Here is a 25360-nt window from a genome sequence, read left to right on the forward strand (position 1 = left end):
TTAGGAGTGATCATTTTGAAAAGAATGATAGACTTGTTTGGATCATGTATATTGATTGTTATTTTCTCCCCTCTACTGTTAGTTATCGGGATCATGATTCATATTAGTATGGGGAGGCCAATCCTATTTAAACAATTGCGGCCAGGGCTTCGTGGAAAACCATTTAATATTTATAAGTTCCGTACAATGATAGATAAACGGGATGAATCTGGGAAATTGCTACCTGGAAGTTTTCGCTTGACTAAATTAGGGATTAAGTTGAGAAAGTATAGTTTGGATGAATTGCCGCAGTTATTTAATGTTCTAAAAGGAGATTTAAGTTTAGTAGGACCACGTCCCTTATTAATGGATTATTTACCATTATATACAAAAGAACAAGCGAGAAGACATGAAGTCAGGCCGGGAATAACCGGTTGGGCACAAGTGAACGGCCGCAATTCAATCAGCTGGGAAGATAAATTTGCAATGGATATTTGGTATGTAAACAATCAATCGATTGCTCTAGATATTAAAATTTTACTTTTAACACTAAAGAAGGTTTTAAAAAAAGAAGGGATTAATGCTGATGGACATAACAGCATGGAAGATTATAAGGGTATAAAACAAAAAGCTAAATGATATGTTATGAAAAAACAGGTTGAGCATCCCGCTCACCCTGTTTTTGAATTTTTATACATGCAAAAACTTCACACAAACCGCCTCAGGCGCCTTAACCCCAGCCTGCAGCAATGTCAACCGCCCAGACTCCTCATCCCTTGCAAACAGCGCCAGAGTCCCCGATTCCTGATTGGAAGCCACAATAAACTTCTCGGAAGGGTCCAACGCAAAATCCCGCGGCCAGTCGCCCTCGGTTGAAGTATGTTCCACAAATGTTAGTTCACCGGTATTTCCGCCAACGCTAAACACGGCAATGCTATTATGCCCGCGATTGCCCGCATACACAAACCGGCCGTCCGAGGAAATATGAATCGCGCTGCCCTGGTTATTTCCCGTAAAATCCCCTGGCAAAGTCGAAATATATTGCTTCTCGGAAAAATGGCCCGTTTCGGAATCGTAGTTTAAAGCGATGACTTCCGAGCTGAATTCTGTCATCAGATAAGCCCATTTTCCATTAGGATGGAACGTAAGATGGCGCGGTCCGCTTCCAGCTTTCAGAGGCAGCAACTGAACCTTCGTTAAGGTCCCCTCGTCGCCGACGCTATATGTTATTAATGCATCAGTACCCAATTCGACAACCGCCAAATACTTTTCATCAGGGGTTAGTCCGGCATAATGGGTGTGGGCTTTTTCCTGGCGCGGGTCCGGACCGCGGCCTTCATGCTTAATCACCGATACAGCAGGAGAAATCGAACCGTCTTCTGGGTTAACCAAATGTGATTCAACTGAGCCCTTATGATAGTTGGCTCCAAACACAAACTTGCTGGCACTATCCACACTCACATGACATGGAGGAGCACCCTCGCTCACTTCACGATTAATAGCTGTCAATTCCCCGTTATCTCCGACTGAAAAAGCCGCAATTCCACCATTGCTGCCTTCTTTCGCAACAGCATATAAATAGCGATTGTCCTTAGTGATATTTAAATATGTAGGATTACTTAGTTCTGCGGCAAGCTTCACATTCTCTATTTTTCTTTCTAGGGTATTTAACATAAATGTGTAAATTCCCTTACTTTCCCCTTTGGTATACGTTCCGATATACCCTATATAACTCTTATTGTTTGTCATTTCTTAGGCACCTCGTTAAATAAAAATAATCATTCATTCATATCATAACCCAAAAATCATTTTTCACCATATTGAAACGACTTTGCGGTGTTTCACCTTTATAAATAATGGTATGATATGATTAAATGCAAAAAACGACGGCATTTGACATCAGAAGCGGGGGTTTTAATATGTTAAACACTCGAATGACGGTTATTATACGTGAGCTAATGAAAGCGGATACTCCAGTTACAAGTGAATACTTGGCCAAAGTACTTGATGTCACTTCAAGGACAATTCGAAATGATGTCAGGGAGCTTGAGTCCATAATTGCTGACTTTGGTGCGGAAATTAAATCAATTCGCGGGACAGGCTATCAGTTGATTGTGCAAGATGACCATTTATTCCGCCAATTACTACAAGAAGCGGCAGATAACAAACGGGAGCAAAATAGTGAGGTACCAACATTGCCGGAGGAACGGGTACGTTATGTCATCAAGCGGCTGCTGCTGTCGGAAGAATATATAAAGCTTGATGATATCGCTGATGAACTATTTATCAGTAAGTCCACCCTTCAAAACGACCTTAAGGATGTCAAAGACGTTTTTCGCCGCTACGGAATTTCATTGAAGAGCAAGCCGAATTTTGGCTTAAAGGTAAAGGGTGAAGAATTTAATCTGCGTTTATGCATAGCTGATCATATTTTTAACAATATCGAAAATGAAATGGATATTGACAACAACCATGTTCCGTTATTTCTAAAAGACGATTTAGATACAATTAGGAAGATCATCTTGGATAGAATAATTCAACATAATATCGCCTTATCTGATATTGGGTTAAATAATCTGGTCATACATATCGTTATCGCCTATAATCGAATCAAAAATGAAAAGTATGTTTCCTTAGTTACGCAGGAATTGGCAGAGTTGAAAAAGCAACAACAATATCTAGTTGCCGAGGAAATTGTTAACGAGCTCCAACGTGAATTGGGCGTAGCTTTTCCTGAAGAGGAAATTGCCTATATAACCATTCATTTGCTAGGTACAAAAATGGTGACCGAACTTCATTTGGATGAAACAAAAATTCAAGGAATCATCGATCAGCAAATATATGAAATAGTAAAGGAAATTATTGATACTGTTGCCGATGATCTTCATTTAAATATTAAGGACGACCATGAATTGTTTGTTGCGCTTAGCCTGCATTTACGGCCGGCGATTCATCGCTTCCATTATGGGATTAACTTGCCGAACCCACTGCTTGACGATATTAAAGCAAAATACCCGGCGGCATTCCAGGCTGCCGTCATTGCCGGGATTGTTCTGAAGCGAAGACTTAATATTGATATTAATGAAAATGAAATGGGCTATTTGGCGCTGCATTTGGGGGCCGCCATGGAAAATCAGAAAATCGACAACACGCCGAAAAAATGCATGATCGTTTGCGCATCAGGTGTAGGAAGCGCAAGGCTCCTTGCGTCGAAAATCCAGTCGAAGTTCGGTTCGAGAATTGAGATTGTCGGTACGACCGACTTCTATAAAATTGGCAAAATTCCTCTGGATTCTCTGGATTTCTTGATTAGTACTATACCTATTCCCCAGGATATGCCGATCCCGGTCATTCAAGTCAATACCATTCTTGGCGGTTCGGATTTGGATAAGATTGAAATGGTCATTACCGAAAGCCTTAACCAAAGACTGAAGTATCTAAAGGAAGAATTGGTGTTCCTGCAAATGAATTTTGCCACCAAGGAGGAGGTCCTGAAGTTTCTCGGGGACAAACTGCTAACACTCGGACTTGTAGATGACCAGTATCTTGACAGTGTTTTTGAACGGGAAGCGTTATCGCCTACAAGCTATGGGAATTTTGTAGCGATTCCACATCCATTAACGCCCAAGACAGATTCCACGTTTTGGACAATCTGTACATTGCAAAAGCCAATTGATTGGTCCGGGAAACGAGTTCAATTTGTCTGTCTCCTAAATGTTGAAAAAAATAGCTCCACGGATTTACAAAGCATGTACGATTTGTTAGTGCAAATAATCGATGATAGTCAAGTGGTGCAGCAGCTGATTAAATGCAAAACATTTAAAGAATTTGAGGCAATTTTTCGAAAAGCTTAACCGCTGCACCTGGAGGGAAATGTGAATATATTATTATGTTGTTCAGTAGGTATGTCTTCAAGTCTTTTGGTATCCAAAATGAAAAAATGCGCTTTGGAGCAAGGGATTGATTGCAAGGTTTGGGCTGTCGCAATTGATACTGTATCCAAACACATTGATGAGGCGGATGTCCTATTGCTGGGTCCGCAGGTTCGCTATTTGCTTCCTGATTTTAAACGCGCGGGTGATGAAAAAGGGATTCCGGTTGCTGTTATAAATTCCGTTCACTATGGAACAGTCAACGGTACAGAAGTATTTAAATTCGCCAGACAATTATATAACTCAAAAAATGAAGGATGAGCTACTGCGCTTATCCTTCATTTGCATTAGATTGAAGGCGTTTGCATTTTTCAAATAATTCTTTCTAACCATTTCCGTTGCGTAACGGAAAAAGGTTGTGTGTAAATGAAAGCGTTTTTATTTTATGATTAAGACATCAAGAGGGAAACAACTTAGAGAGCAAGATGAATCAGCCATTATTCAATTATTTTAGCGATGACTCTCTCTCTTGAATAAATACTTTTAGGGGGAATTACCAACAATGAATATCTTATTATGCTGTGCAGCAGGAATGTCTACTAGTCTTTTAGTAACAAAAATGGAAGCGTATGCAAAAGATCAAGGAATCGATGCGAAAATTTGGGCAGTAGGTGCCAGTGAAGTAAATAATCACATCGACAATGCCGATGTTCTTCTACTTGGACCACAGGTTCGTTACTTGCTTCCTAAAATGAAAACACTTGGAGCAGAAAAAGGAATTCCAGTGGATGCAATCAATCCAGTACATTATGGGATGTGCAATGGTCCAGAAGTAGTGAAATTCGCCCAAAATTTAGTGAAAAAATAAAGGAGTGAATTAAATGAGCAAGGTTAATAATTTCCTCGAAAACAAGGTTATGCCTGTCGCTGCTAAGATTGCCGGTCAAAGACACTTGCAAGCGTTGCGTGACGGTCTGATCCTTACAATGCCATTATTAATTATTGGTTCTATTTTCTTGGTTATCAGATGGCTTCCGTGGTTTGGGGACCCAAATCGTCAATACATGATTACAAATGAATTCTTACAAAACATCTTGAATTATCCATTCGATGCAACCTTTAACACAATGGCCCTTATTGCTGCCTTTGGAATAGCCTACCGGCTGGCTGAAAGTTATAAAGTGGATGGGCTGACTGCTGGGGCTGTTTCACTCGTAACATTCTTGATGGTAACACCTTTTAAAACCGTATTCACACTTGCAGATAAGACTACTGTAGATGTTGGCGGTGTTATCCCAACTGCTCTAACAGGTTCAGGCGGGTTGTTCGTTGCTATTATTGTTGCCCTTTTATCAACAGAAATTTATCGATTCGTGGTTCAAAAGGACATCATTATCAAAATGCCTGATGGTGTACCTCCAAGTGTGTCTAAATCATTCGTAGCCTTAATCCCTGGTTTTATTGTCATCATCATTTTCTGGTTATTGCGTATCGGAATCGAACAAACTAGCTTTGAAAGCGTTCATAATATTGTTAGAGACTTGCTGCAACAACCAATTAGTAAGTTAAGTGGAACACTAGTTGGTATGCTAGTTGTTGTATTCTTGGTTGAATTGTTATGGACAACCGGTCTTCACGGTGCAAGTATTGTCGGTGGAGTAATGAGCCCAATCTGGCTTCAAGCTGCCGCTGAAAATGCTGCTGCAATGCAAGCTGGTAAAGAGGTTCCTCACATCTTTACTGGACAATTCTACGAAATCTTTGTTCACGTGGGTGGTTCCGGTGCAACTTTAGCTCTAGTATTTGCAATGGTATTATTCGCAAAGAGCCAGCAACTGAAGCAATTAGGCCGCTTATCTATTGGACCTGGTATCTTCAACATCAACGAACCGATTACATTCGGTATGCCAATTGTTATGAACCCGGTTATGATGATTCCGTTTATCTTAGCTCCACTAGCCATTGTCATTACCACATGGATGGGTATGGAATTCTTCGGTGTGGCTAAACCAAATGGAGCAGTCCCACCATGGACAACTCCAATCTTCTTAGGTGGTTTCTTGGCAACAGGTAAGGTTTCTTCATTAGTGATGCAGCTTGTAAACTTTGGAGTCGCCTTTGCGATTTACTTCCCATTCATGAAAGCATATGACAAAACATTGGTTAAGCAAGAAAACGACGCAAAAAATAGCGCAGCATAATGAAATTAACTTGAAAATTGAATTAGGGCTTGCCAATCGGCAGGCTCTTATTCTTTGAAACTTCTATAAAGGTGTGAGCATAATGACAAAAGAAGAATTATATGGTTTAAGTTTCCAATTAATTTTACACAGTGGCAACGCCAGAAGCCTGGCTATGGAGGCCATCTATGCTGCAAAGGATAAAAACTTTGACGAGGCAAATGAAAAACTAAACGAGTCTGAAAAAGAATTGAACGAAGCTCATCAATTTCAAACACAATTAATTCAAGCCGAAGCAGGCGGGGAAAGCTTCGACATTCCCATCATTCTGGTTCATGCTCAAGATCATTTAATGACAGCCATGACATTGAAAGATCTAGCAAGAGAATTAGTGGAAATTCGTCAAGAAATGAATAACTAGAACGTCAGGAGGTTTTTTAATTGACTAAACAAACACTTAAAATCGCCACAATCGGCGGAGGATCCAGTTATACTCCAGAATTAGTGGAAGGATTTATCAAACGATATGATGAACTGCCATTACGTGAACTATGGCTTGTCGATGTGGAAGAAGGCCGCGAAAAGCTTGAAATCGTAGGTAATCTGGCGAAGCGTATGTTTGAAAAAGCCGGTCTGCCAGTTGAAGTTCATTTAACATTGGATCGCCGTGCAGCTCTTAAAGACGCGGATTTTGTTACCACTCAGTTCCGTGTCGGGCTATTGGATGCGCGTGCAAAAGATGAGCGAATTCCGCTTAAGTATGGGGTGCTAGGTCAAGAAACAAACGGCCCTGGTGGATTGTTTAAGGGTCTGCGCACAATCCCAGTCATCCTTGATATTGTAAAGGATATGGAAGAGCTTTGTCCGGAAGCATGGTTGATTAACTTTACAAATCCTGCTGGAATGGTGACTGAAGCAGTGCTCCGCCATAGCAACTTCCGTAAAGTTGTCGGTCTGTGTAACGTTCCAATCGGAATGGAAATGGGCATTGCCAAACTGTTGGACGTGGAGCACTCCCGAGTCCGCATTGATTTTGCCGGTTTGAACCATATGGTTTACGGTTTGGATGTGTATGTTGATGGTGTCAGTGTGAAAGACAAAGTAATTGACATGTTGACTAACCCTGAAAACACCAGCTTTGTTAAAAATATTGAAGGTCAGGGCTGGGAGCCTGAATTTATCAGAGCATTGGGTGCCTTAACTTGCCCTTATCACAACTATTATTACAAAATGCCAGAAATGGTTAAGAAAACGATTGAAGCCGCTGAAAAAGAAGGAACTCGTGCTGAAGTGGTTAAGCGTCTCGAAGATGATTTGTTCGAATTATACAAAGATCCTAACCTGAACATTAAGCCGCCTCAATTGGAGAAGCGTGGTGGTGCTTACTACTCTGATGCTGCAGTTCGTTTAATTTCTTCTATGTATAACGATAAGCGCGACATTCAGCCTGTCAACACAATGAACAATGGTGCAATTGCCAGCATACCAAATGATTCCGCTGTTGAAGTAAGCTGTATCATTACTAAAGATGGTCCTAAGCCAATTACAATGGGTGACATTCCGGTTGCCGCCCGCGGTCTTGTACAACAAATCAAATCGTTTGAACGCATCTCAGCTGAGGCAGCAGTTGAAGGAAACTATGACAAGGCAGTTCTTGCTTTGACGATTAACCCGCTTGTTGCAAGCGACAAGCTTGCTAAGCAAATCGTTGATGAAATGCTTGAAGCCCATAAGGATTACTTGCCACAATTCTTCAACAAGTAAAAAGATTAGGACCTGAGCTTTCAGGTCCTATTTTAAAATAGGGGGAAAGATCATGATTAAATTAATTGTAAACAGCGACGATTTTGGTTATTCAAGAGCGATTAATTTCGGTGTCATTGATGCACATAAGTATGGGATCTTAAATTCAGCTACGCTTATGACCAATATGCCGGGTGCGGAGCATGCATTTCAACTGGCAAAAGAAAACCCTGAACTTCAAGTGGGTATACATCTTGTTTTGACATGTGGAAAGCCGCTTACTAACGTACCTGATCTGGTTGATGAGGATGGCTATTTCAAAAAGAATAGCATTATCTTCAATGACCCGAATCTTAATGTTGAACAAGTTGAGCAGGAATGGACCGCACAAATTGAAAAATTCCTTGCTTCCGGGGTCCCTCTTACTCACATGGATTCACACCATCATGCACACGGTATCCCGCTTCTGCTTCCAGTGGTTCAACGACTTTCAAAAAAATACAATTTGCCAGTCCGCTGCTCTGGTGATGTACAAATTGAAGGAGTTCCTGCATTTTCAGATGTTTTGACAACTGATTTTTACGGGGAAACACTTACATTTGATTACTTTGAAAAATTGGCCGACCGTTTTCCAGACGGGACAGTGGTGGAAGTAATGGCTCACCCTGGTTATCTTGATTCATCAGTACTTACTGGTTCATCTTATAACGTAGACCGAGTAAAAGAGCTTGAGATCCTAACGACTGTCAAGCTTCCGGACAATATTCAACTTGCCTAATCGTAAGACAAATCGTAGTTCCGGTGTATGCTTCCACCGGAACTAACTTAGTATAGTTAAATGACTGCATAGTAAGGAGAGAAATGAAATGATACATGAAAATCTAAAACCATTTCCTGCTGATTTTTTATGGGGGTCGGCATCAGCTGCCTATCAGGTAGAAGGCGCCTGGGATAAAGACGGCAAGGGGCCATCCAACTGGGACCAGTTCGTCAGAATTCCTGGCAAAACCTTTAAAGGGACTACAGGCGATGTCGCCGTTGACCACTACCACCGCTATCAGGAGGACGTGCGGTTAATGGCGGAAATGGGACTGAAGGCTTATCGTTTTTCAGTGGCATGGAGCCGTATTTTTCCGGCTGGAAAAGGGGAAGTTAACGAGAAAGGCTTAGAGTTTTATAATAATTTGATCAATGAATTAATAAAGTATAAAATTGAGCCGATATTGACAATCTATCACTGGGATTTGCCGCAGGCGCTTCAGGATGAATATGGCGGTTGGGAATCCCGGCAAATCGTTGATGACTTTACAAACTTTGCTGTCACCCTTTATAAAAACTACGGCGACCGCGTCAAGTATTGGGTCAGTCTAAATGAGCAAAATGTATTTACTGGGCTTGGCTATAAAACGGCGATGCACCCGCCAGGAGTCAAGGATGAAAAGCTGTTCTATCAGGTCAATCATCATGCCAATCTGGCTAACGCCAGTGCCATCAAGGAATTCCGCAAATATGTCCCTGATGGAAAAATTGGCCCAAGTTTTGCTTATTCTCCTGCCTATCCGGCAAGCTCCAAGCCTGAGGATATTTTGTCAGCAGAAAATGCTGAGGAAGCAAACAGCCACTGGTGGATGGATGTATATGCCTGGGGCGAATATCCAAAGTCTGCATGGAATTACTTGGAAAGCAAAGGGCTGGCACCAAAGCTTGAAAGCGGCGACCTCGAGTTATTGAAGGAAGGCACACCTGATTTCATGGGCGTGAACTATTACCAAACTACCACCTATGAAAAAAATCCTCTAGTAGGCGGGGTGACAGAAGGAACTTTTAATACGACCGGTAAAAAAGGAACATCCCAGGATACCGGGGTTCCAGGTTTGTATAAGACAGTCAAAAATGAGAATCTTGAACGGACAAATTGGGACTGGAATATTGACCCAACGGGACTTCGTATTGGTCTGCGCCGCATCACAAACCGTTATCAGCTGCCAATTTTAATCAGCGAAAACGGCCTTGGAGAGTACGACAAGCTGGAAGACGGCGATGTTGTCAATGATGATTACCGGATTGATTACCTGCGGTCTCACTTAAAAGCAGTCCAGGAGGCCATTACCGATGGTGTTGAAATGCTCGGTTATTGCACATGGTCCTTTACAGACCTGTTAAGTTGGCTGAATGGCTTCCAAAAGCGTTACGGCTTCGTGTATGTCAACCAGCATGAAGAAGGCGACCATGACTTGCGCCGGATTAAAAAGAAGAGCTATTTTTGGTATAAAGAAGTCATCGAAACAAACGGAAAAGATTTATAGGAGGGCAATATAATGGCAGAAAAAACATTTACAGTAATCGATTCAGCGGGAATCCACGCACGTCCAGCAACTGTTTTGGTTAGTACGGCATCAAAATTCAAATCAGAGGTTACAATCGCTTATAAGGAAAAACAAGTAAATCTAAAATCAATTATGGGAGTCATGTCCCTTGGAATTCCTAATGGAGCCGAAATTAAGATTAACGCAGAAGGTGAAGATGCGGACGCTGCCATTCAGCAGCTTGAGGAAGTATTGAAAAAAGAAGGCTTGGCCAACTGATTTATGATAGTAAAGGAAACCCCTTACATGGAAATGGCCCGTGTAAGGGGAATTTTTTTGATTGGATGATGGGACATGGAAAATAAAGTTTTATCCAATGTAAAAGAAAAAGCGGTTTTTGTGTGGAAGATTCCATCGTTTCCAGCCTTATTTTTAATTAACTTTATTTTTGGGCTATCAACTTCATTTTTCCTGCCATTTTCCTCTTTGTTCGGTATTGATGAGGTGGGAATGAGCAATATCGGATTTGGGGTGTTTATGACAATCACTGCTATAGGCGGGGTTGCCCTCAGCACTTATATCGCCAAATTGTCAGATACGAACATGAGCCGAAAAAAGCTGTTGGTTTTAACCGCGCTATCGGGAATTGTGGGTTATGGCTTATATGCTTTTTTACGAAATTACTTTGCGTTGATGATTACGGGGTTTTTTGTGCTCGGTGTAACAGCTGCCGCAGTGCCACAGTTATGGGCTTACGCTAGGGATGTGCTAACACAGTCTAGTATTGCAAAAGAAGATACTCCATTTGTGATGAATGTATTTCGGATGTTTTTCGCTTTGTCCTGGACGGTGGGGCCTGCTCTCGGCGCATGGCTGCTTCAGGCCGGCGGTTTTAAAGGGTTATTTTTATTTGTGGTAGCTGGGTAGCTCCTGGCACTTATAGCTATTATCTTTCTCTTAAAAGATGTATCTAGTCAACAAGTCTCAGTTCGGGCAGAAGTGCCATCGGTAAGCAAATATGTGAAAAGGCCGTATATTTTTGGTTATTTGGCTGCGGCATTTTTACTTTCTACCGCAACTTCTATTCACATGTTAAATGTGCCACAGTTCGTCACCAAGGTATTGCATGGTACCGAAATGGATGTCGGGATTATTTTTAGTGTAGCGCCAGTTTTTGAAGTGCCATTGATGGTCTTGGTCGGAATCTGGGCAACGAAAATTGATAATGCCATCTTAATAAAAATAGGATTTTTCACTGCATTTCTGTACTTTTTGTTGTTTGGCTTTGTCAACGCTCCATGGCAAATCTATCCGTTGCAGTTTTTGAGTGCTGCACAGGTTTCGATAACGGCAGGGATTGCGATTTCTTATTTTCAGGATTTCATTCCGGAGGCACCTGGTACGGCAACAACCCTTTATATGAATACCACACAAATCGGCTCAACTGTTGGTTATTTGCTGTTCGGCTTTATTTCGGAACTGATTAGCTATGGACACCTCATTTTCATCTATACTATTTTTGCTGGTATGGGTCTAGCATTTCTGTTCCTATTTAAGAAACAAAATACTACTAGTTTTGACAGCGGAAATGAAAGAGTTTCTAATTTATAAAGGCTATTAACAGTGCCTTATGTTTGCATTCTTGATTAAGATACGTAATATTTATATTAGCTAGTCAAATCATTATTTGAAGGGGCACGATGATGGCTAATAATAAACTAAATGGGAAGAAAGAACAGGGTTCATCTTCAAAATTTGTTTTTTGGGTGATCGGATTAATAGCAGTAGGGGTATTGGGACTAATCTTTTTAAATAGTTATTCAGATAAGCAAAAAGAGAAAGCAGAAACTAAAACAGCGGAAATTGATTACAGTTATCAGCCGTTCCTTGGTGATAAGGCCGCACCGGTTTCGATTGTAGAATTCGGGGATTACAAATGCCCGGCTTGCAAAAGTTTTGCTGAATCGTTCGTTCCGTTAATTCTGGATGAGTTTGTGGATACTGGAAAAGCCAAGTTTTATTTTATGAATGATTCATTCATTAATGTGGATTCAGAGCGCTCCGCCAAATTTGCCGAGTCTGTGTTCCAGGAGCTTGGGAACGAGAAGTTTTGGGCATTCCACGAGCTTCTTTATAAAAGGCAGCCTGAGGACACAAAGTATGAAAAGATTGATTTATTTACGGAACCATTTTTAACGGATGTATTAAAAGAGGTTGCCAGCGGAGAAGAAGTTGACAAAGTAGTGAGAAATTTCCGTGACAAAAAATCGCATGAAGCTTGGCAAAAGGATATGGATTATGTCGCGAAATTAGGTGTTACGGGAACACCGACACTTTTTGTTAATGGCAAGATGTTTACCGGACAATCAATGGATGACTTAAAGGCGATGGTTGAAGAAGCCGCAAAGGGGAAGTAATATGAATAAATCCCTGCTGATTTCCTGGATTGCCGCAATTATTGCCACACTTGGAAGCCTGTATTTTAGCGAGGTCATGCATTTCATCCCTTGCACGCTTTGCTGGTATCAACGGATTTTTATGTACCCGCTGGCGGTAATTCTTGGGGTTGCCGTCTATCGCAATGACAAGGGCATCACTAAATATGTCCTGCCATTATCGGTAATAGGTGTACTGATATCGGGTTATCATACATTATTGCAAAAGGTGCCAGCCTTGCAGGAATTCGAAATGTGCAGCTACGGAGTCCCGTGCTCAAAGGATTATATCAACTGGCTTGGATTTATTACAATCCCGCTGCTGGCATTCTTCGCGTTTACAATCATTACCGTTTGCATGGTTATTCTTGCACGGAGAAAAATGTAAGAGACTATCCTGCGATAGTCTCAGATTGTCGAGAAAGGGTATATTTCTCGACAATTTTTTATTTTAATGGAAATTGAATGGCCGATTTTATTAAAATTGCCCCTGCTAGGGGGCCTGTTGATTTCCGTTCCAGGTGCTTCGCTTTCCGCGGGCGGTTCGGGAAGCCTCCTCAGCGCGTTCCGCGCCTGCGGGGTCTCCCCTGTCCCGTACTCCCGCAGGAGTCTTCGCACCTTCCGCTCCAATCAACAGGAGATAATCAACCTGAAGCATTGCAACACACCTTTTCCAACCTGAATAAATGTGTCGCAATCTTTTTCATGTTCTGGCAAGCTGCGGTTAGAAGCGCTTGCTCACTTGCTTTTTTATTCCTCGCAGCCGGCAGTAGCGAAGCCCATGCATCTCTTTGGAGTCTGCGAAGCTTCGCTCAATTTTTTCCTGATTTAGATAAGCGATTTACTCTTATCTTTTCCTTGTACTCCTCCCACTGATTCATCAATAGACACAAATTCAAATTCACTTTGGCTAGACTCTTTAGGCTTAAACATTGAATTCACCACTTATTTTTAATAATTATTGGTTGAACTTCTTAACTTAATAATAATACCTGTTGATTTGCGCGGAAGGCACGAAGACTCCTGCGGGAGTACGGGGCATTGGGAGACCCCGCAGGCGCTTGCGCCGAGGAGGCTCCCAGGCACGCCCGCGGAAAGCGAAGTGCCTGGAGCGCAAATCAACAGACATATCGAATAGTTTTTGATTAATATCATCATATTAACGCGGTGAATTGTTAAAATAGTTATATAAAATAAAGGCTATCGAAAGTTTCTCGACAGCCTGAAGAGACTATCCTGCGATAGTCTCTTATTTTTTAGTTATGCTGTTCTTGTTGCTTTACTTTTAATCGGCCTTCTAATACTAAGAAAAAGGTTCCCATCCAATAATAGTAAAAGGGCTCCCATATAGGAGCCCTTTTACTCGAAACCAAGCAGCTTTTTTAATTTTTTTTCCTGAAAACCTAATACCAGTTTTCCGTTAATGAAGGTAGCAGGAGTTGCATAGATTTTCTTTTTCTTTAATTCATCGAGATACTCATTATGTATTGATGCATTCCGCTCCTCGAATTCAATTCCCTGTTCCTTCAAGAACGTTTTAACTTGTTCACAATAAGTGCAGCCATTACTGGTATATACTATTACTTCATGTAGCGGCATTAAACAGATTTCCCAAGGAATGCTTTCAGCATCCATACATGCTTTTCCAGACCAGAATGGATCGCCAGCAGCATATCTCCGGTTGTTTCATCATTATTTTCCTCTGCAAGGCTCATGCCTTCTTTTAATTCTCCGATGATGATGGAGAAATCGTTAATGATGGACTGTACCATTTCCTCAGCAGATTCTGTTCCGGCTGCCTCTTTAATAGAAGAAATTTCAAGGCTTTCCTTCATGGTAGCCACCGGTTTGCCGCCAATTGCCAGCAGCCGCTCGGCCAATTCATCAACGTGTAATCCCGCTTCATTATAGAATTCTTCAAATTTGGCATGTAAGGTGAAGAATTGCCCCCCGGTCACATACCAGTGATAATTATGTAACTTCATGTACAGGACAGACCAATTGGCAATTTGTTTGTTAAGTGTCTCTGCTAACTGATTTTGCATGCTAATTCCTCCTTATGCTTTCCCTTACTATATTTTACCCAAGTTTTCCTGGAGATTCTGCACACTTTCGAGGAAATAGTTGACAATCTCGTGAAAATTATTGGATTATTTACCTCAATTTATATTACAAAGATGATACATTTTGTAAAAAAAAAGCCTAAACTCGCCACTGCTTCCAAATTTTTGTTGATTGACTGGTGAAGGAAGTATTTTCCACGTGGTAGATTAATGCTTTAGGATTGGGCAGTATGGTCGTCTTGGAGGTCTTTCCATTTATTGGACGATGAATAAGTATGTTACAACTGATAGCCTTAGTTGTAGAGAAAGCGAGCAACAAAAAACTAGGAGGTTTTAAAATGAACAAACTTAAAAAACTAGTAATTGCAGCCGGATTAATTTTATCAATGTCAGCATTTACGTTAACGGAAAAAACAGAAGCAGCGACTGCGACTCATAAGGTACAATATGGGGAAACGTATTGGAAAATTGCCACAAAATATGGTGTGCCTGTAAATAGCTTAATGGCCGCAAACAATGCAAAAGGTTCGATGTTATACGCGGGGACTAATCTAGTAATCCCAAACGCTACTACATCAGAAGCAGATAAAGACTTAATGGCAAGACTTGTCCGCGCCGAAGCGGTGGGTGAGCCTTATGCTGGTAAGGTTGCCGTGGCAACGGTTATCTTAAACCGTGTAAAAAGCACTGAATTTCCGAATACTGTCCGTGATGTAATCTATCAAATTGAGTCCGGTCACTATGCATTCACTCCGGTCCAAAACGGAGCAATCAATCAGCCAGCCGATGCCGAATCTAAGAAAGCTGTAAACGAAGCACTGGCTTTCAGTGGTCAAGGTAATGGATCTTTATATTTCTATAACCCAAGAACAGCAAAAAGCAGCTGGATTAAATCACGTCCGGTAACAATTACAATCGGTAACCATACGTTTGCTAGATAATATACCATTTTTACAAAAAGCAGTGGATTAAAACCCCACTGTTTTTTGTTATGCCTTATTTTCCTCCAAATAATACTAGGGATTTTGCAAAAACAGTCAACCAAATTTATCCATTTAGGATTACATGTTATAATATTTGTGATAAATGTTGGCCAACATTGATTTTACGATGGCATGTAAAGGGAAGCCGTATCAGGGCCAAACGGGTGGGGGAGGAATGGACACTGTGAAACAAAAGCATCTAATTTATCCAATGTATCTTGACGGAAAATGGGTTGGCAATGATTATGAAGTTCTTACTGAAGTTATCAACCCGGCAACAAATGAGGTGTTAGGGGCGGTGCCGACGGGAGGAGCGCTGGAAGCAGAGCAGGCGGTGGATGCTGCTCATAAAGCATTTAAACTCTGGTCGAAAAAGACGGCTGAGGAGCGCTATCACCTCCTGATGAAATGGCACCATCTTATCGATGAGAACAAGCATGAGATTGCCAGAATTATGACGATGGAGCAGGGGAAACCATTAACAGAGGCTCTTGGCGAGGTGGCTTATGCCAATAGCTTTATCTCCTGGTTCGCGGAAGAGGGGAAACGCGTTTACGGTGAAACGATTCCGGCTTCGCATCCAAATAAGCGGATTTTGGTGCGTAAGGAGCCAGTTGGTGTCATTGCGGCGATCACGCCGTGGAATTTCCCGGCAGCGATGATTACCAGGAAGGTGGGCCCGGCCCTGGCCGCAGGCTGTACGGCTGTAGTGAAGCCGGCCAGTCAAACCCCGCTTACAGCATTGAAACTAGCTGAGCTTGCACATGAGGCAGGAATCCCAAACGGGGTACTGAATATTGTAACAGGAAGGTCGTCAGAAATCGGCGATGTTTGGTTAAAGGACCCGCGGGTAACCAAGATTACTTTTACCGGTTCAACCGAGGTAGGGAAAACATTGATGCGCGGGGCCGCGGAAACAGTCAAGAAAGTTTCGCTTGAGCTTGGCGGCAATGCTCCGTTTATTGTCATGGACGATGCCAATTTGGCAAAAGCGGCCGCCGGCTTAGTCCAGTCAAAATTTCGCAATGCCGGACAAACTTGCATTTGTACGAATCGCGTTTATGTGCAGGAAAGTGTCGCGGAAGAATTTACAAGGCTATTCCAAGCAGAATTAGAGAAACTTAAGGTCGGAAACGGCCTTGATGAGGGTATTGATATCGGTCCATTAATTGACCAGGCTGCCCGTTCAAAAGTCGAAGAATTGGTGGAGGATGCGGTCGCTAAAGGTGGAAAGGTCACTTATAGCGGACTTAAACCTGCTGTAGAAAACGGCTATTTCTATTCCCCAACAATTTTAACCAATGTTCACGATGGAATGGAATGCATGAAGGATGAAATCTTTGGCCCCCTTGCGCCAATTTCGACGTTTAAAACCGAGGAAGAAGTGATTGAGCGTGCCAACAATTCCAACTACGGATTGGCGGCCTATGTATATACCGAGAATTTAAGCCGATCGTTCCGAATTACGGAACAGCTCGAGTATGGAATTGTCGGCCTCAATGATGCTCTGCCATCCGTTGCCCAAGCTCCATTCGGCGGCTATAAGGAGAGCGGGATTGGCCGTGAAGGCGGGCACTATGGAATTGAAGAGTTTTTGGAAGTGAAATATATTTCCATCGGTTTGGATTATTAATTTTGCTAAGAAACCAAAGCCGTGTACCGGGGGTTCCAGTCCACGGCTTTTATTTTATGTCGAAAGTATCGCACACTTTAAATAGAAGGAGGCGGTATGGTACGATAGTGGAAAAAAGCGAGTACTTTAAGAGGGTGGGGACATGATTAAAACGATTTTATTTGATGTTGACGGTGTATTGCTAAGCGAAGAAAGGTATTTTGATGCTTCGGCGTTAACTGTTTGGGAGATGTTGATTAGCAGCAATTACCTGGCATTGTCCCCTGAAAAATTTAAAACTGATTATAGCGACAATGAAATTGATGAAATACGTTCTTTAGTATTTGACAATGATCAGCACCTAAAACTAATGAAATCACGCGGCTTAAACGCCAACTGGGATATGATTTATTTAACTTTTGCCCACCAACTCATCCACCTCCTTTCGCAACTGAAAGAAATGGGATTCGAAAATGTTGGAAAATGGTGTCAGGCACCAATCGGTCGTGAAACATTATTGGAAATTGGCAGGGTGTTAAGTAATTATCCTGTAAAGCTGGATTTCAGTTTGTTTGTTGCGGATTTTGAGCGGACTGATGCGATGAAGCAAGAGCTCCTAAGCTATTTAAATGTGTTGGCACAGGAGAAGCTTGGGGTCGAGACCACGATTTTTGAAAAAGGGGAGCTGTGGTCGGTTTGTGAGCATGTTTCCCAAGAGTGGTATGTTGGCGATGAAAATGTGGTTGCCTCAACGGGGAGACCTTCGGTGCAGAAGGGGAAGAAGGGGTTTCTTGCGAATGAAACCACACTGGCTCCAAAGGAGGAAATAGCCGGGCAATTTGAATTTTTAGCTTCCTCCGGGATTGAGATTGGCATTGGAACAGGCAGGCCGGAATTAGAAACAATCCAGCCGTTTCGGCATTTAGATTGGTTAAAGTATTTTGATGAGAGCCGAATCGTGACGGCTGATGATGTTTTGAGGGCGGAGGAGCAGGTTCCCGAATGGAAGTCGCTGTCGAAGCCGCATCCGTTTACCTACATAATGGGGCTTTACCGAAAAGAGCTAGCTGTTCAGGAATGCTTGGATTTTGAACTTCCGCTTGAAAAGGGTGAAACGCTGCTGATTGTGGGAGATTCTTTGGCTGATCTTCTGGCGGCGCGGCAAATGGGCGCGCAGTTCGCCGCTGTTTTAACCGGCTTGTCCGGGAAAGAAGCAAGAGGCGAGTTTGAGGAGCATCATGCGGACTATATTCTTGATTCTGTGTTGGAATTGAAGGAAATAATACATCGTTAGATTCCAATTTTTGGATTATTAAAGACAAAACTAACCTCAAAGGGAACCAAAATGTCTTTAAGCGTGGTTCTTAAAGACAAGACAGACCAGGAATGAAGCAAAAATGTCTTTAATATTCCAATATTTGGAACAAATAATACCAACCACAAGAAAGGAACAAATGATCGCTTATAACCAATAAGGAAATGCCGCACATCCTGTGTGCGGCACTTCTAATAAATGTTAAACGCTCTCCACTTTCTCCGGCTCGAATCGGCCTGGTTCAAACGTATCTACGTTCGAAACCTCCAAAAATGACGCTTCCTCCAGCCCGTCGATCAATGTCAACTGACGAATCACCTCAGGAACCAATACTTTATCAAGCGTCAGCACCATGATCGCTTCCCCGCCGACCTCGGTCCGGCCAACCTGCATCGTCCCGATATTGATCTGGTAATCCCCAAGCAACGACCCCACCTTGCCAATCATACCTGGCACGTCTGTATGTTTGATGTACAGCAAATATTTTTCCGGCCTTACGTCAATCCGGTATTGGTTGATTTTCACAATCCGGGCTCCGTAGCCATTCAGTACGGTCGCCCCAATGCGAGCAGTCTCAGTACCTTGGGACACGGCCAGCTCCATATAGTTGGCAAAGCCTTTGTTTGTGGCATTTTTCACGACATTATAGGAAACGCCCTGCTCCTTCAATAAGTGAAGCACGTTGATGAGATTAACAGAATCGCTTAAATGGTAAGAAAGTACGCCTCTTAACAGTGTACGTGTCAGCAGCTCTGTATCTTCATCGATTAAATCGCCATAATAATTGATTTCGATTTTACTAGGGGCTTGCTTTTTCAATAGCTGCACAACCAGCTGGCCCATTTGGTCGCCAAGCAATAAATACGGCTGGAGCTTGGCTTGGGTTTCCCCAGACATTTGCGGCATGTTGACCGCATGTTGAATTGATTGTTTTTCAAAAATCTCGATAATCTCCGCGCTGACCTCTTCGGCGACCTTTTCCTGTGCCTCTACTGTTGATGCACCTAAATGCGGGGTCACGATAATGTTAGGGTTTCCGAGCAATTCCGGGTCCGCCACCGGCTCCTTTTCAAACACATCGAGAGCCGCACCGGCGACATGGCCAGAAACAATCGCCCGTACCAGCGCCTTTTCATCGATAATACCGCCGCGGGCACAGTTAACGAATCGGACACCCTTTTTCGTTTTTGCCAAAAATTCATCATTAATAATGCCGCGTGTATCATTGGTCAGCGGGGTATGAATTGTAATAAAATCAGCCTCCGCCGCAATTAAATCAAGGCTTGCCTTCGTAATCCCGAGCTTTTTCGCCCGGTCCTCGGTTAAGTAGGGGTCAAAGCCCAAAATGTTCATGCCAAAGCCTTTTGCTCGTTTTGCGACTTCTGTGCCGATTTTGCCCATCCCGACAACACCGAGTGTTTTCTTATAGAGCTCAACTCCTTTAAAGGAATTGCGGTCCCATTCGCCGCCAGCTGTTTTCTGATGGGCCTGGGGAATTTTTCGCGCCAATGAGAGCATCATTGCCAGCGTATGTTCCGTGGCGGCAATCGTATTGGCACCTGGCGCGTTAATGACGATAATCCCTTTTCGGGTGGCCGCATTGACATCAATATTGTCAACGCCCACACCGGCTCTGGCAATGACGCGGAGGCGTCCGGCAGCCTCGAGCAATTCGGCGGTCACCTTCGTTTGGCTGCGCACAATCAAGGCATCATATCCGCCGATGATTGTTTTTAATTCCTCAACTGGCAAGGTAGGCTGACGGTCAACCACAAAATTCGGATGATCAATTAGGCTTCTCAAGCCTGTTTGGCTGATTCCATCTGTTACTAATACTTTATACATTTTCGCTCCAAACCTCCTGTGCTCGTTTTACGGCAATACCCAATACATCTTTTCCTTCTGAGAACTTCACGATCATCTCAATGCTGCTTAACACTTTTAACACATCAAACGGTGTGCAATAGCCCATGTGGCCAATCCGGAAAATTTCACCCTTTAACTTTTTCTGACCGCCGCCAACTGTAATCGCAAACTTATCCTTTAAAAGCTTTTTCATTTGCTTGGCCGGCTCGCTAATGGTGCGGACTGCAGTAACTGTTGGTGATGCATCATTATCGGAAGTCAGCAGCGGCACCTCAATTGCCTTTAACCCTTCCCGGGTCATGTCACGCATTAGCCGGTGACGCGATATCACATTCTCAAAGCCTTCTTCATCAAACATGTTGCAAACTTCCTGTGCCCCGTAAATCAGTGATACAGCCGGAGTAAACGGCGTAGATCTTTCATTGTCATAGGAGGCCATGTAGCGATTCAAATCCAGGTAAAATCGTTTTGTCCTGCAGTTCTTGATCACCTGCTTGGCGTGGTCATTGACGGCAACAAACGCCAATCCCGGCGGTAACATCAATGCTTTCTGTGAACCAGAAACAAGGATATCAATATCCCAATCTTTCATATTAACTGGAACAGCACCGATGCAACTGACGCCATCGACGATAAACAAGGCATTCGTTACGCGTTTCACAACTTCACCCAGCTCTTTAATTGGCTGAAGGACCGCGGTTGAGGTTTCGCAATAGGTGGCAATGACAGCTTTAACATCCTTTTGCAACCCTTTTAAAAATTCCTCCAGCTGCTCTGGCTGGCAGGCTTTGCCCCACTCAACCTCGAGGCGATGGACATTGGCCCCGAATGTTTCGCAAATGGAGGCAAAACGGTCGCCAAAGGCACCGGCGACAATAACAACGACTTCGTCACCTTCCTCAATCACATTGACAGCGGCCGTTTCCAATGCGGCTGTACCGCTTGAGGCAAGGACGGTCACGGGATTTTTAGTTCCAAAAACAGGCATCAGGCGGGTAGAGACATCTTCAAGCAACTTGGGGAATTCTTGGCCTCGGTGGGCAATCATCGGCTGATTCATGGCATTTTTCACACGGTCTGGTACAGGTGTCGGTCCGGGTGCAAACAAATATTGCTGGTCAAGTAACATCAAACTCATCCTTTCAAATTGATTTTTCCTAAAATAAAAATAAAAACGCCCCCCATAACAGACATAGTGGTCGTGTTATGAGGGACGTGGATAAACGTGGTGCCACCCTCGTTTGCCGCCTGGAAACAAAAGGCGGCCTCTGGGACAGGTAACGGTTTTAGCCGGGCATGCCTACTGGATTCGGCAGCCAGTTCAGAAGGGCTGGGCGTGATAAGATTTGGCACCGGTTCGCAGCAGCCACCGGCTCTCTGAAGCCATTTCTTAATGCCGTCTTCATCATTACTGTTATTTTTAGAATACCGCAAATTGGTGCAAATTTCAAAATCCAGTGAATATAGGCTCTATTCTACAACCTCATCTTCAAACTTGTAAAGGGAAAAAACGCAAAAAATTTTGCCTATTTCCGGAGAAAAATTTTGCTGAAAATTAAGAACACTGATATGATGCAGGAGTAAGCGATTACAGTGTAAAATTGAAAAATATAACTATTGTAAAAAAAATCAAACAACTTTATAATGTCTACAACAGAAATACATTTGTTTCCGCTGTGAGGACAAATGCATGGGATGGAGGGGATTATGTGAGGGCTATTTCGATAGGTTTACTGGGTTTAGGTACGGTTGGATCGGGTGTTGTCCAAATTATTAAAAACCATCAGGACAAATTAATGCACCAAGTCGGCTGTCCGGTTGCCGTTAAAAAAATACTAGTTCAAGATTTATATAAAACAAGAATGATAGAAGTAGAACAGGAAATGTTGACATCAAATCCTGACGATATTTTGCTTGATGAGGAAATTGATGTGGTCATTGAGGTCATGGGCGGTGTCGATGCCACAAAAGACTATTTGATTACTGCTCTTCGCCAGGGAAAGCATGTTGTAACGGCTAACAAGGATTTGATGGCCTTACACGGTTCGGAACTGTTAACGGTTGCTTCCGAGTATGGCTGCGATTTATTTTATGAAGCAAGTGTCGCCGGAGGGATTCCCATTTTAAGAGGGTTGGTTGACGGGCTTGCTTCCGACCGGATTACGCAAATGATGGGGATTGTGAACGGGACGACGAACTACATTTTAACAAAAATGAGCAATGAAGGGCGCTCTTATGATGAGGTTCTCAAAGAAGCGCAGGCACTTGGCTTTGCCGAGGCTGACCCGACTGCGGATGTTGAGGGACTGGATGCTGCCCGGAAGATGACGATTCTTGCAACGCTGGGATTTTCAATGCATATCGATTTGGAAGATGTCCAGGTGAGCGGAATCTCAAAGGTAACAGAAGAGGATATCAATTACGGAAAGCAGCTGGGCTACACGATGAAGTTGATTGGTTATGCCCATCGTGAGGGGGAAAAAGTGGAGGTCAGTGTCGCTCCGACTTTTCTTTCAAACAACCATCCGCTTGCGTCCGTGCAGAATGAATACAATGCTGTTTACGTTTATGGTGAAGCTGTTGGTGAAACGATGTTTTACGGCCCGGGTGCCGGAAGCCTTCCAACTGCGACAGCGGTAGTTTCCGACCTCGTCGGCGTGATCAAAAATTTGCGCATTGGCGTTAACGGGAAAAGTGCGGTCACCCCGCAATACCCTAAACTTTTAAAGGGTAACAGTGAAAAATTCTCGAAGTACTTTCTGCGGCTCCATGTAAAGGACGAGGTTGGCGTATTTGCCGAGATTACCTCGATATTTGCCAGACATGGGGTCAGTTTTGAAAAAATTCTTCAGCTTCCGGTTAAGAAGAATGAGGTATCTGAAATTGTGTTAGTGACACATCGGGCATCATTGACGGACTATGACCAAATTTTGCAAGAGTTAAATGAGCTGCCCACATTAAAAGAAATTAAAAGTGCATATAGAGTGGTGAGGAAATCATTATGAGATGGCCAGGATTATTAGAAGCGTATAAAGAATATTTACCAGTAACGAATGAAACACCCCAATTGACCCTGAATGAAGGAAATACTCCGCTGATTAAGTTGGAACGGCTCTCGGAAGAATGGGGCGTAGAGCTTTATGTCAAAGTCGAAGGAGCAAACCCGACAGGCTCCTTTAAGGATCGCGGAATGGTGATGGCGGTTGCCAAGGCGGTAGAGGAAGGAAGCAAAACCGTCATTTGCGCTTCCACGGGAAATACATCGGCTGCTGCTGCTGCCTATGCGGCCCGGGCTGGATTAAAATGCATCGTCGTGATACCAGAAGGAAAAATTGCCATGGGTAAGCTGGCTCAGGCAATGATGTACGGTGCCGAGATCATTTCAATTGAGGGGAATTTTGACCAAGCGCTGAAAATAGTACGAGACATTAGTGAGGTCGAACCAATTACGCTTGTTAATTCAGTGAATCCTTACAGGCTTGAAGGGCAAAAGACAGCCGCCTTTGAGGTATGTGACCAGCTAGGCTCTGCACCGGAAATTCTGGCGATTCCAGTCGGAAATGCCGGAAACATCAGTGCTTACTGGAAAGGATTCAAAGAGTACAACGACAAGAAGGAAACCGGTCTGCCGCGTATGTTTGGCTTTGAAGCGGCGGGTGCCGCCGCCCTTGTCCATAACCGCGTATTTGAAAATCCGGAAACGATTGCGACAGCGATTCGCATTGGCAACCCAGCTAGCTGGGATTTGGCTGTGAATGCCGTTACCGAATCAAATGGCCAATTTGATGAGGTTACCGATGAAGAAATCGTTGCTGCCTATAAAAAACTCGCTTCTACCGAGGGGGTGTTTGCCGAACCGGCATCCTGTGCCTCGATCGCCGGTGTCTATAAAGCATTGCAGCAGGGGAAAGTTTCCAAAGGGGCAAAAATTGTCGCCGTCCTTACCGGAAACGGCTTAAAGGATCCAGATACGGCGATAGGAAGCAGCTTGGTAAAGCCGACACAGCTGCCTAACGATGAACAAGCGGTGAAAAAGCATATCCAAGGGGTTGTCGGCAATGCCGTTACCTAACAGAGTGAATATCACGGTCCCGGCAAGCACTGCCAATCTTGGGCCCGGGTTTGACTCAATGGGACTTGCCCTTGATTTATATTTAACCCTTGAGGCAGAGAGCAGCGATCGCTGGGAGTTCTTCTCGGATGATGAGGAACTGAAAGGACTTCCAACGAATGATCAGCATTTTATCGCGCAAATAGCCGTGAAAACAGCTGAGCAATTTGACAAGGTGATGCCGCCATGTCGAGTGAAAATGAAAAGTGAAATTCCATTAGCTCGAGGGCTAGGGTCAAGTGCCTCTGCGATCGTCGCCGGGATCGAACTTGCTGATACGTTCGCCGATTTGAGGCTGACCAAACAAGAAAAGCTCCTTTTCGCAACCGGGATTGAAGGCCATCCCGATAATGTCGGTGCATCGCTTTATGGAGGTCTTGTGGTAGGTTGTTACAACCACAAAGAGGTCGAAATGTTATCGTTCTCGGAGCTTGAGATTGAAACCGTTGCGGTAATTCCAAAGGAAATCCTGTTAACAACAGATTCACGGGGAGTGTTGCCGGCCACTTTTTCAAGAAATGATGCGGTCCAGGCATCGGCAACTGCGAATCTTTTAGTGGCAGCATTGTTAAGCAAACAGTGGGCGCTTGCCGGAAAAATGATGGAACAGGATTTATTTCATCAGCCTTATCGAAAGCCGTTGATCCCTTTTTATCAGGAAATCCAACAATTTGCCAAGGAAAATGGGGCGTTTGGGGTGGCATTGAGCGGTGCTGGCCCGACTATTCTATGCTTTACGGAAAAGGGACAAGGTGAATGTTTGTCGGCGAAGCTGCAGTCTGCATTTCCTGACATGACAGCTAAAACATTGAACATTGATTATGTGGGAAGCAGCGTACAGGAAGTTGAAAAGTGTGTGAAATAAAAGAAAAGGGGCGGCTCATTGGGGCAGCCC

General features: G+C 43.4%; 23 protein-coding genes, 2 pseudogenes and 1 other annotated feature. Of the genes and pseudogenes, 19 read left to right on the plus strand and 6 right to left on the minus strand.

The window, feature by feature from the left end; translation table 11 throughout:
* Window positions 1–15: 15 nt before the first annotated feature.
* Window positions 16–618 carry a sugar transferase gene (locus tag M3234_RS13515; RefSeq protein WP_285858445.1) on the plus strand — a complete coding sequence of 201 codons (603 nt, stop codon included), beginning with the start codon at window positions 16–18 and terminating at the stop codon, window positions 616–618.
* A 51-nt stretch (window positions 619–669) separates the two neighbouring features.
* Here M3234_RS13515 and M3234_RS13520 read toward each other — a convergent pair whose 3' ends face one another.
* Window positions 670–1728 (minus strand): lactonase family protein, encoded by a 1059-nt coding sequence (locus M3234_RS13520; protein WP_262305216.1) that lies wholly within the window; start codon window positions 1726–1728, stop codon window positions 670–672.
* A gap of 170 nt (window positions 1729–1898) precedes the next feature.
* On the opposite strand from M3234_RS13520, the gene M3234_RS13525 reads away from it, so the two are divergent.
* The 12 genes and pseudogenes from M3234_RS13525 to M3234_RS13580 all read left to right on the plus strand — a co-directional run bounded on the left by M3234_RS13525 (window position 1899) and on the right by M3234_RS13580 (window position 12903).
* On the plus strand, window positions 1899–3833 hold the full coding sequence (locus M3234_RS13525; RefSeq protein WP_262305217.1) for a BglG family transcription antiterminator: 1935 nt from the start codon (window positions 1899–1901) through the stop codon (window positions 3831–3833).
* A gap of 21 nt (window positions 3834–3854) precedes the next feature.
* Complete coding sequence (locus tag M3234_RS13530; RefSeq protein ID WP_262305218.1) at window positions 3855–4172, plus strand: PTS sugar transporter subunit IIB; 318 nt, start codon at window positions 3855–3857, stop codon at window positions 4170–4172.
* A gap of 241 nt (window positions 4173–4413) precedes the next feature.
* Entirely contained in the window at window positions 4414–4719 is a 306-nt protein-coding gene (locus M3234_RS13535) for a PTS sugar transporter subunit IIB (protein WP_262305219.1), read from the plus strand.
* Between the two features lie 13 nt (window positions 4720–4732).
* Window positions 4733–6052, plus strand: a complete 1320-nt coding sequence (celB, locus tag M3234_RS13540) for a PTS cellobiose transporter subunit IIC (protein WP_262305220.1) — start codon at window positions 4733–4735, stop codon at window positions 6050–6052.
* A gap of 82 nt (window positions 6053–6134) precedes the next feature.
* Entirely contained in the window at window positions 6135–6452 is a 318-nt protein-coding gene (locus M3234_RS13545) for a PTS sugar transporter subunit IIA (RefSeq protein WP_262305221.1), read from the plus strand.
* Window positions 6453–6472: 20 nt separating this feature from the next.
* Window positions 6473–7795, plus strand: coding sequence for a 6-phospho-beta-glucosidase (locus M3234_RS13550; RefSeq protein WP_262305222.1), 1323 nt, complete (start codon window positions 6473–6475; stop codon window positions 7793–7795).
* Between the two features lie 52 nt (window positions 7796–7847).
* Window positions 7848–8552, plus strand: coding sequence for a chitin disaccharide deacetylase (gene chbG / locus M3234_RS13555; protein WP_262305223.1), 705 nt, complete (start codon window positions 7848–7850; stop codon window positions 8550–8552).
* An 88-nt stretch (window positions 8553–8640) separates the two neighbouring features.
* Complete coding sequence (locus tag M3234_RS13560; protein ID WP_262305224.1) at window positions 8641–10080, plus strand: glycoside hydrolase family 1 protein; 1440 nt, start codon at window positions 8641–8643, stop codon at window positions 10078–10080.
* 12 nt (window positions 10081–10092) lie between these two features.
* Window positions 10093–10359, plus strand: coding sequence for a phosphocarrier protein HPr (locus tag M3234_RS13565; protein WP_066314053.1), 267 nt, complete (start codon window positions 10093–10095; stop codon window positions 10357–10359).
* A 75-nt stretch (window positions 10360–10434) separates the two neighbouring features.
* A pseudogene (locus M3234_RS13570) lies at window positions 10435–11691 on the plus strand (sugar efflux transporter).
* A gap of 92 nt (window positions 11692–11783) precedes the next feature.
* Window positions 11784–12497, plus strand: coding sequence for a DsbA family protein (locus M3234_RS13575; protein WP_262305272.1), 714 nt, complete (start codon window positions 11784–11786; stop codon window positions 12495–12497).
* Between the two features lies 1 nt (window position 12498).
* On the plus strand, window positions 12499–12903 hold the full coding sequence (locus M3234_RS13580; protein ID WP_262305225.1) for a disulfide oxidoreductase: 405 nt from the start codon (window positions 12499–12501) through the stop codon (window positions 12901–12903).
* A 256-nt stretch (window positions 12904–13159) separates the two neighbouring features.
* On the opposite strand, the pseudogene M3234_RS13585 reads toward M3234_RS13580, so the two are convergent.
* The 3 genes and pseudogenes from M3234_RS13585 to M3234_RS13595 all read right to left on the minus strand — a co-directional run.
* Window positions 13160–13341: pseudogene (locus tag M3234_RS13585) on the minus strand (transposase); the annotation flags it as partial.
* 533 nt (window positions 13342–13874) lie between these two features.
* Window positions 13875–14114 carry a glutaredoxin family protein gene (locus M3234_RS13590; RefSeq protein WP_262305226.1) on the minus strand — a complete coding sequence of 80 codons (240 nt, stop codon included), beginning with the start codon at window positions 14112–14114 and terminating at the stop codon, window positions 13875–13877.
* Complete coding sequence (locus tag M3234_RS13595) at window positions 14114–14560, minus strand: Dps family protein (protein WP_262305227.1); 447 nt, start codon at window positions 14558–14560, stop codon at window positions 14114–14116. The genes M3234_RS13590 and M3234_RS13595 overlap by 1 nt, the downstream gene beginning before the upstream one ends.
* Window positions 14561–14916: 356 nt before the next feature.
* On the opposite strand from M3234_RS13595, the gene M3234_RS13600 reads away from it, so the two are divergent.
* From M3234_RS13600 to M3234_RS13610, 3 genes are all read left to right on the plus strand, one after another.
* Window positions 14917–15519: a cell wall hydrolase gene (locus M3234_RS13600; RefSeq protein ID WP_262305228.1), complete on the plus strand. Its 603-nt coding sequence runs from the start codon at window positions 14917–14919 to the stop codon at window positions 15517–15519.
* A 253-nt stretch (window positions 15520–15772) separates the two neighbouring features.
* Window positions 15773–17194, plus strand: a complete 1422-nt coding sequence (locus M3234_RS13605; protein WP_262305273.1) for an NAD-dependent succinate-semialdehyde dehydrogenase — start codon at window positions 15773–15775, stop codon at window positions 17192–17194.
* A gap of 142 nt (window positions 17195–17336) precedes the next feature.
* Window positions 17337–18467 carry an HAD hydrolase-like protein gene (locus M3234_RS13610; protein ID WP_262305229.1) on the plus strand — a complete coding sequence of 377 codons (1131 nt, stop codon included), beginning with the start codon at window positions 17337–17339 and terminating at the stop codon, window positions 18465–18467.
* A gap of 222 nt (window positions 18468–18689) precedes the next feature.
* Here M3234_RS13610 and serA read toward each other — a convergent pair whose 3' ends face one another.
* Both serA and M3234_RS13620 read right to left on the minus strand, forming a co-directional pair.
* Complete coding sequence (gene serA, locus M3234_RS13615) at window positions 18690–20333, minus strand: phosphoglycerate dehydrogenase (RefSeq protein WP_262305230.1); 1644 nt, start codon at window positions 20331–20333, stop codon at window positions 18690–18692.
* Window positions 20326–21483: a pyridoxal-phosphate-dependent aminotransferase family protein gene (locus M3234_RS13620; protein ID WP_262305231.1), complete on the minus strand. Its 1158-nt coding sequence runs from the start codon at window positions 21481–21483 to the stop codon at window positions 20326–20328. The genes serA and M3234_RS13620 overlap by 8 nt, the downstream gene beginning before the upstream one ends.
* A 77-nt stretch (window positions 21484–21560) precedes the next feature.
* Window positions 21561–21772 (minus strand) — a binding site (T-box leader).
* Window positions 21773–22063: 291 nt separating this feature from the next.
* Here M3234_RS13620 and M3234_RS13625 point away from each other — a divergent pair.
* The 3 genes from M3234_RS13625 to thrB are packed head-to-tail and all read left to right on the plus strand — an operon-like array spanning window position 22064 to window position 25330.
* Window positions 22064–23359, plus strand: a complete 1296-nt coding sequence (locus M3234_RS13625; protein WP_262305232.1) for a homoserine dehydrogenase — start codon at window positions 22064–22066, stop codon at window positions 23357–23359.
* Window positions 23356–24426 (plus strand): threonine synthase, encoded by a 1071-nt coding sequence (gene thrC / locus M3234_RS13630; protein WP_262305233.1) that lies wholly within the window; start codon window positions 23356–23358, stop codon window positions 24424–24426. Before M3234_RS13625 ends, thrC begins: the two co-directional genes overlap by 4 nt.
* Window positions 24413–25330, plus strand: coding sequence for a homoserine kinase (thrB, locus tag M3234_RS13635; RefSeq protein ID WP_262305234.1), 918 nt, complete (start codon window positions 24413–24415; stop codon window positions 25328–25330). The genes thrC and thrB overlap by 14 nt, the downstream gene beginning before the upstream one ends.
* The last annotated feature ends 30 nt before the right edge of the window (window positions 25331–25360 follow it).

Source organism: Neobacillus niacini (assembly GCF_023715785.1).
In the GTDB taxonomy this organism is placed as follows: domain Bacteria; phylum Bacillota; class Bacilli; order Bacillales; family Cytobacillaceae; genus Neobacillus; species Neobacillus niacini_E.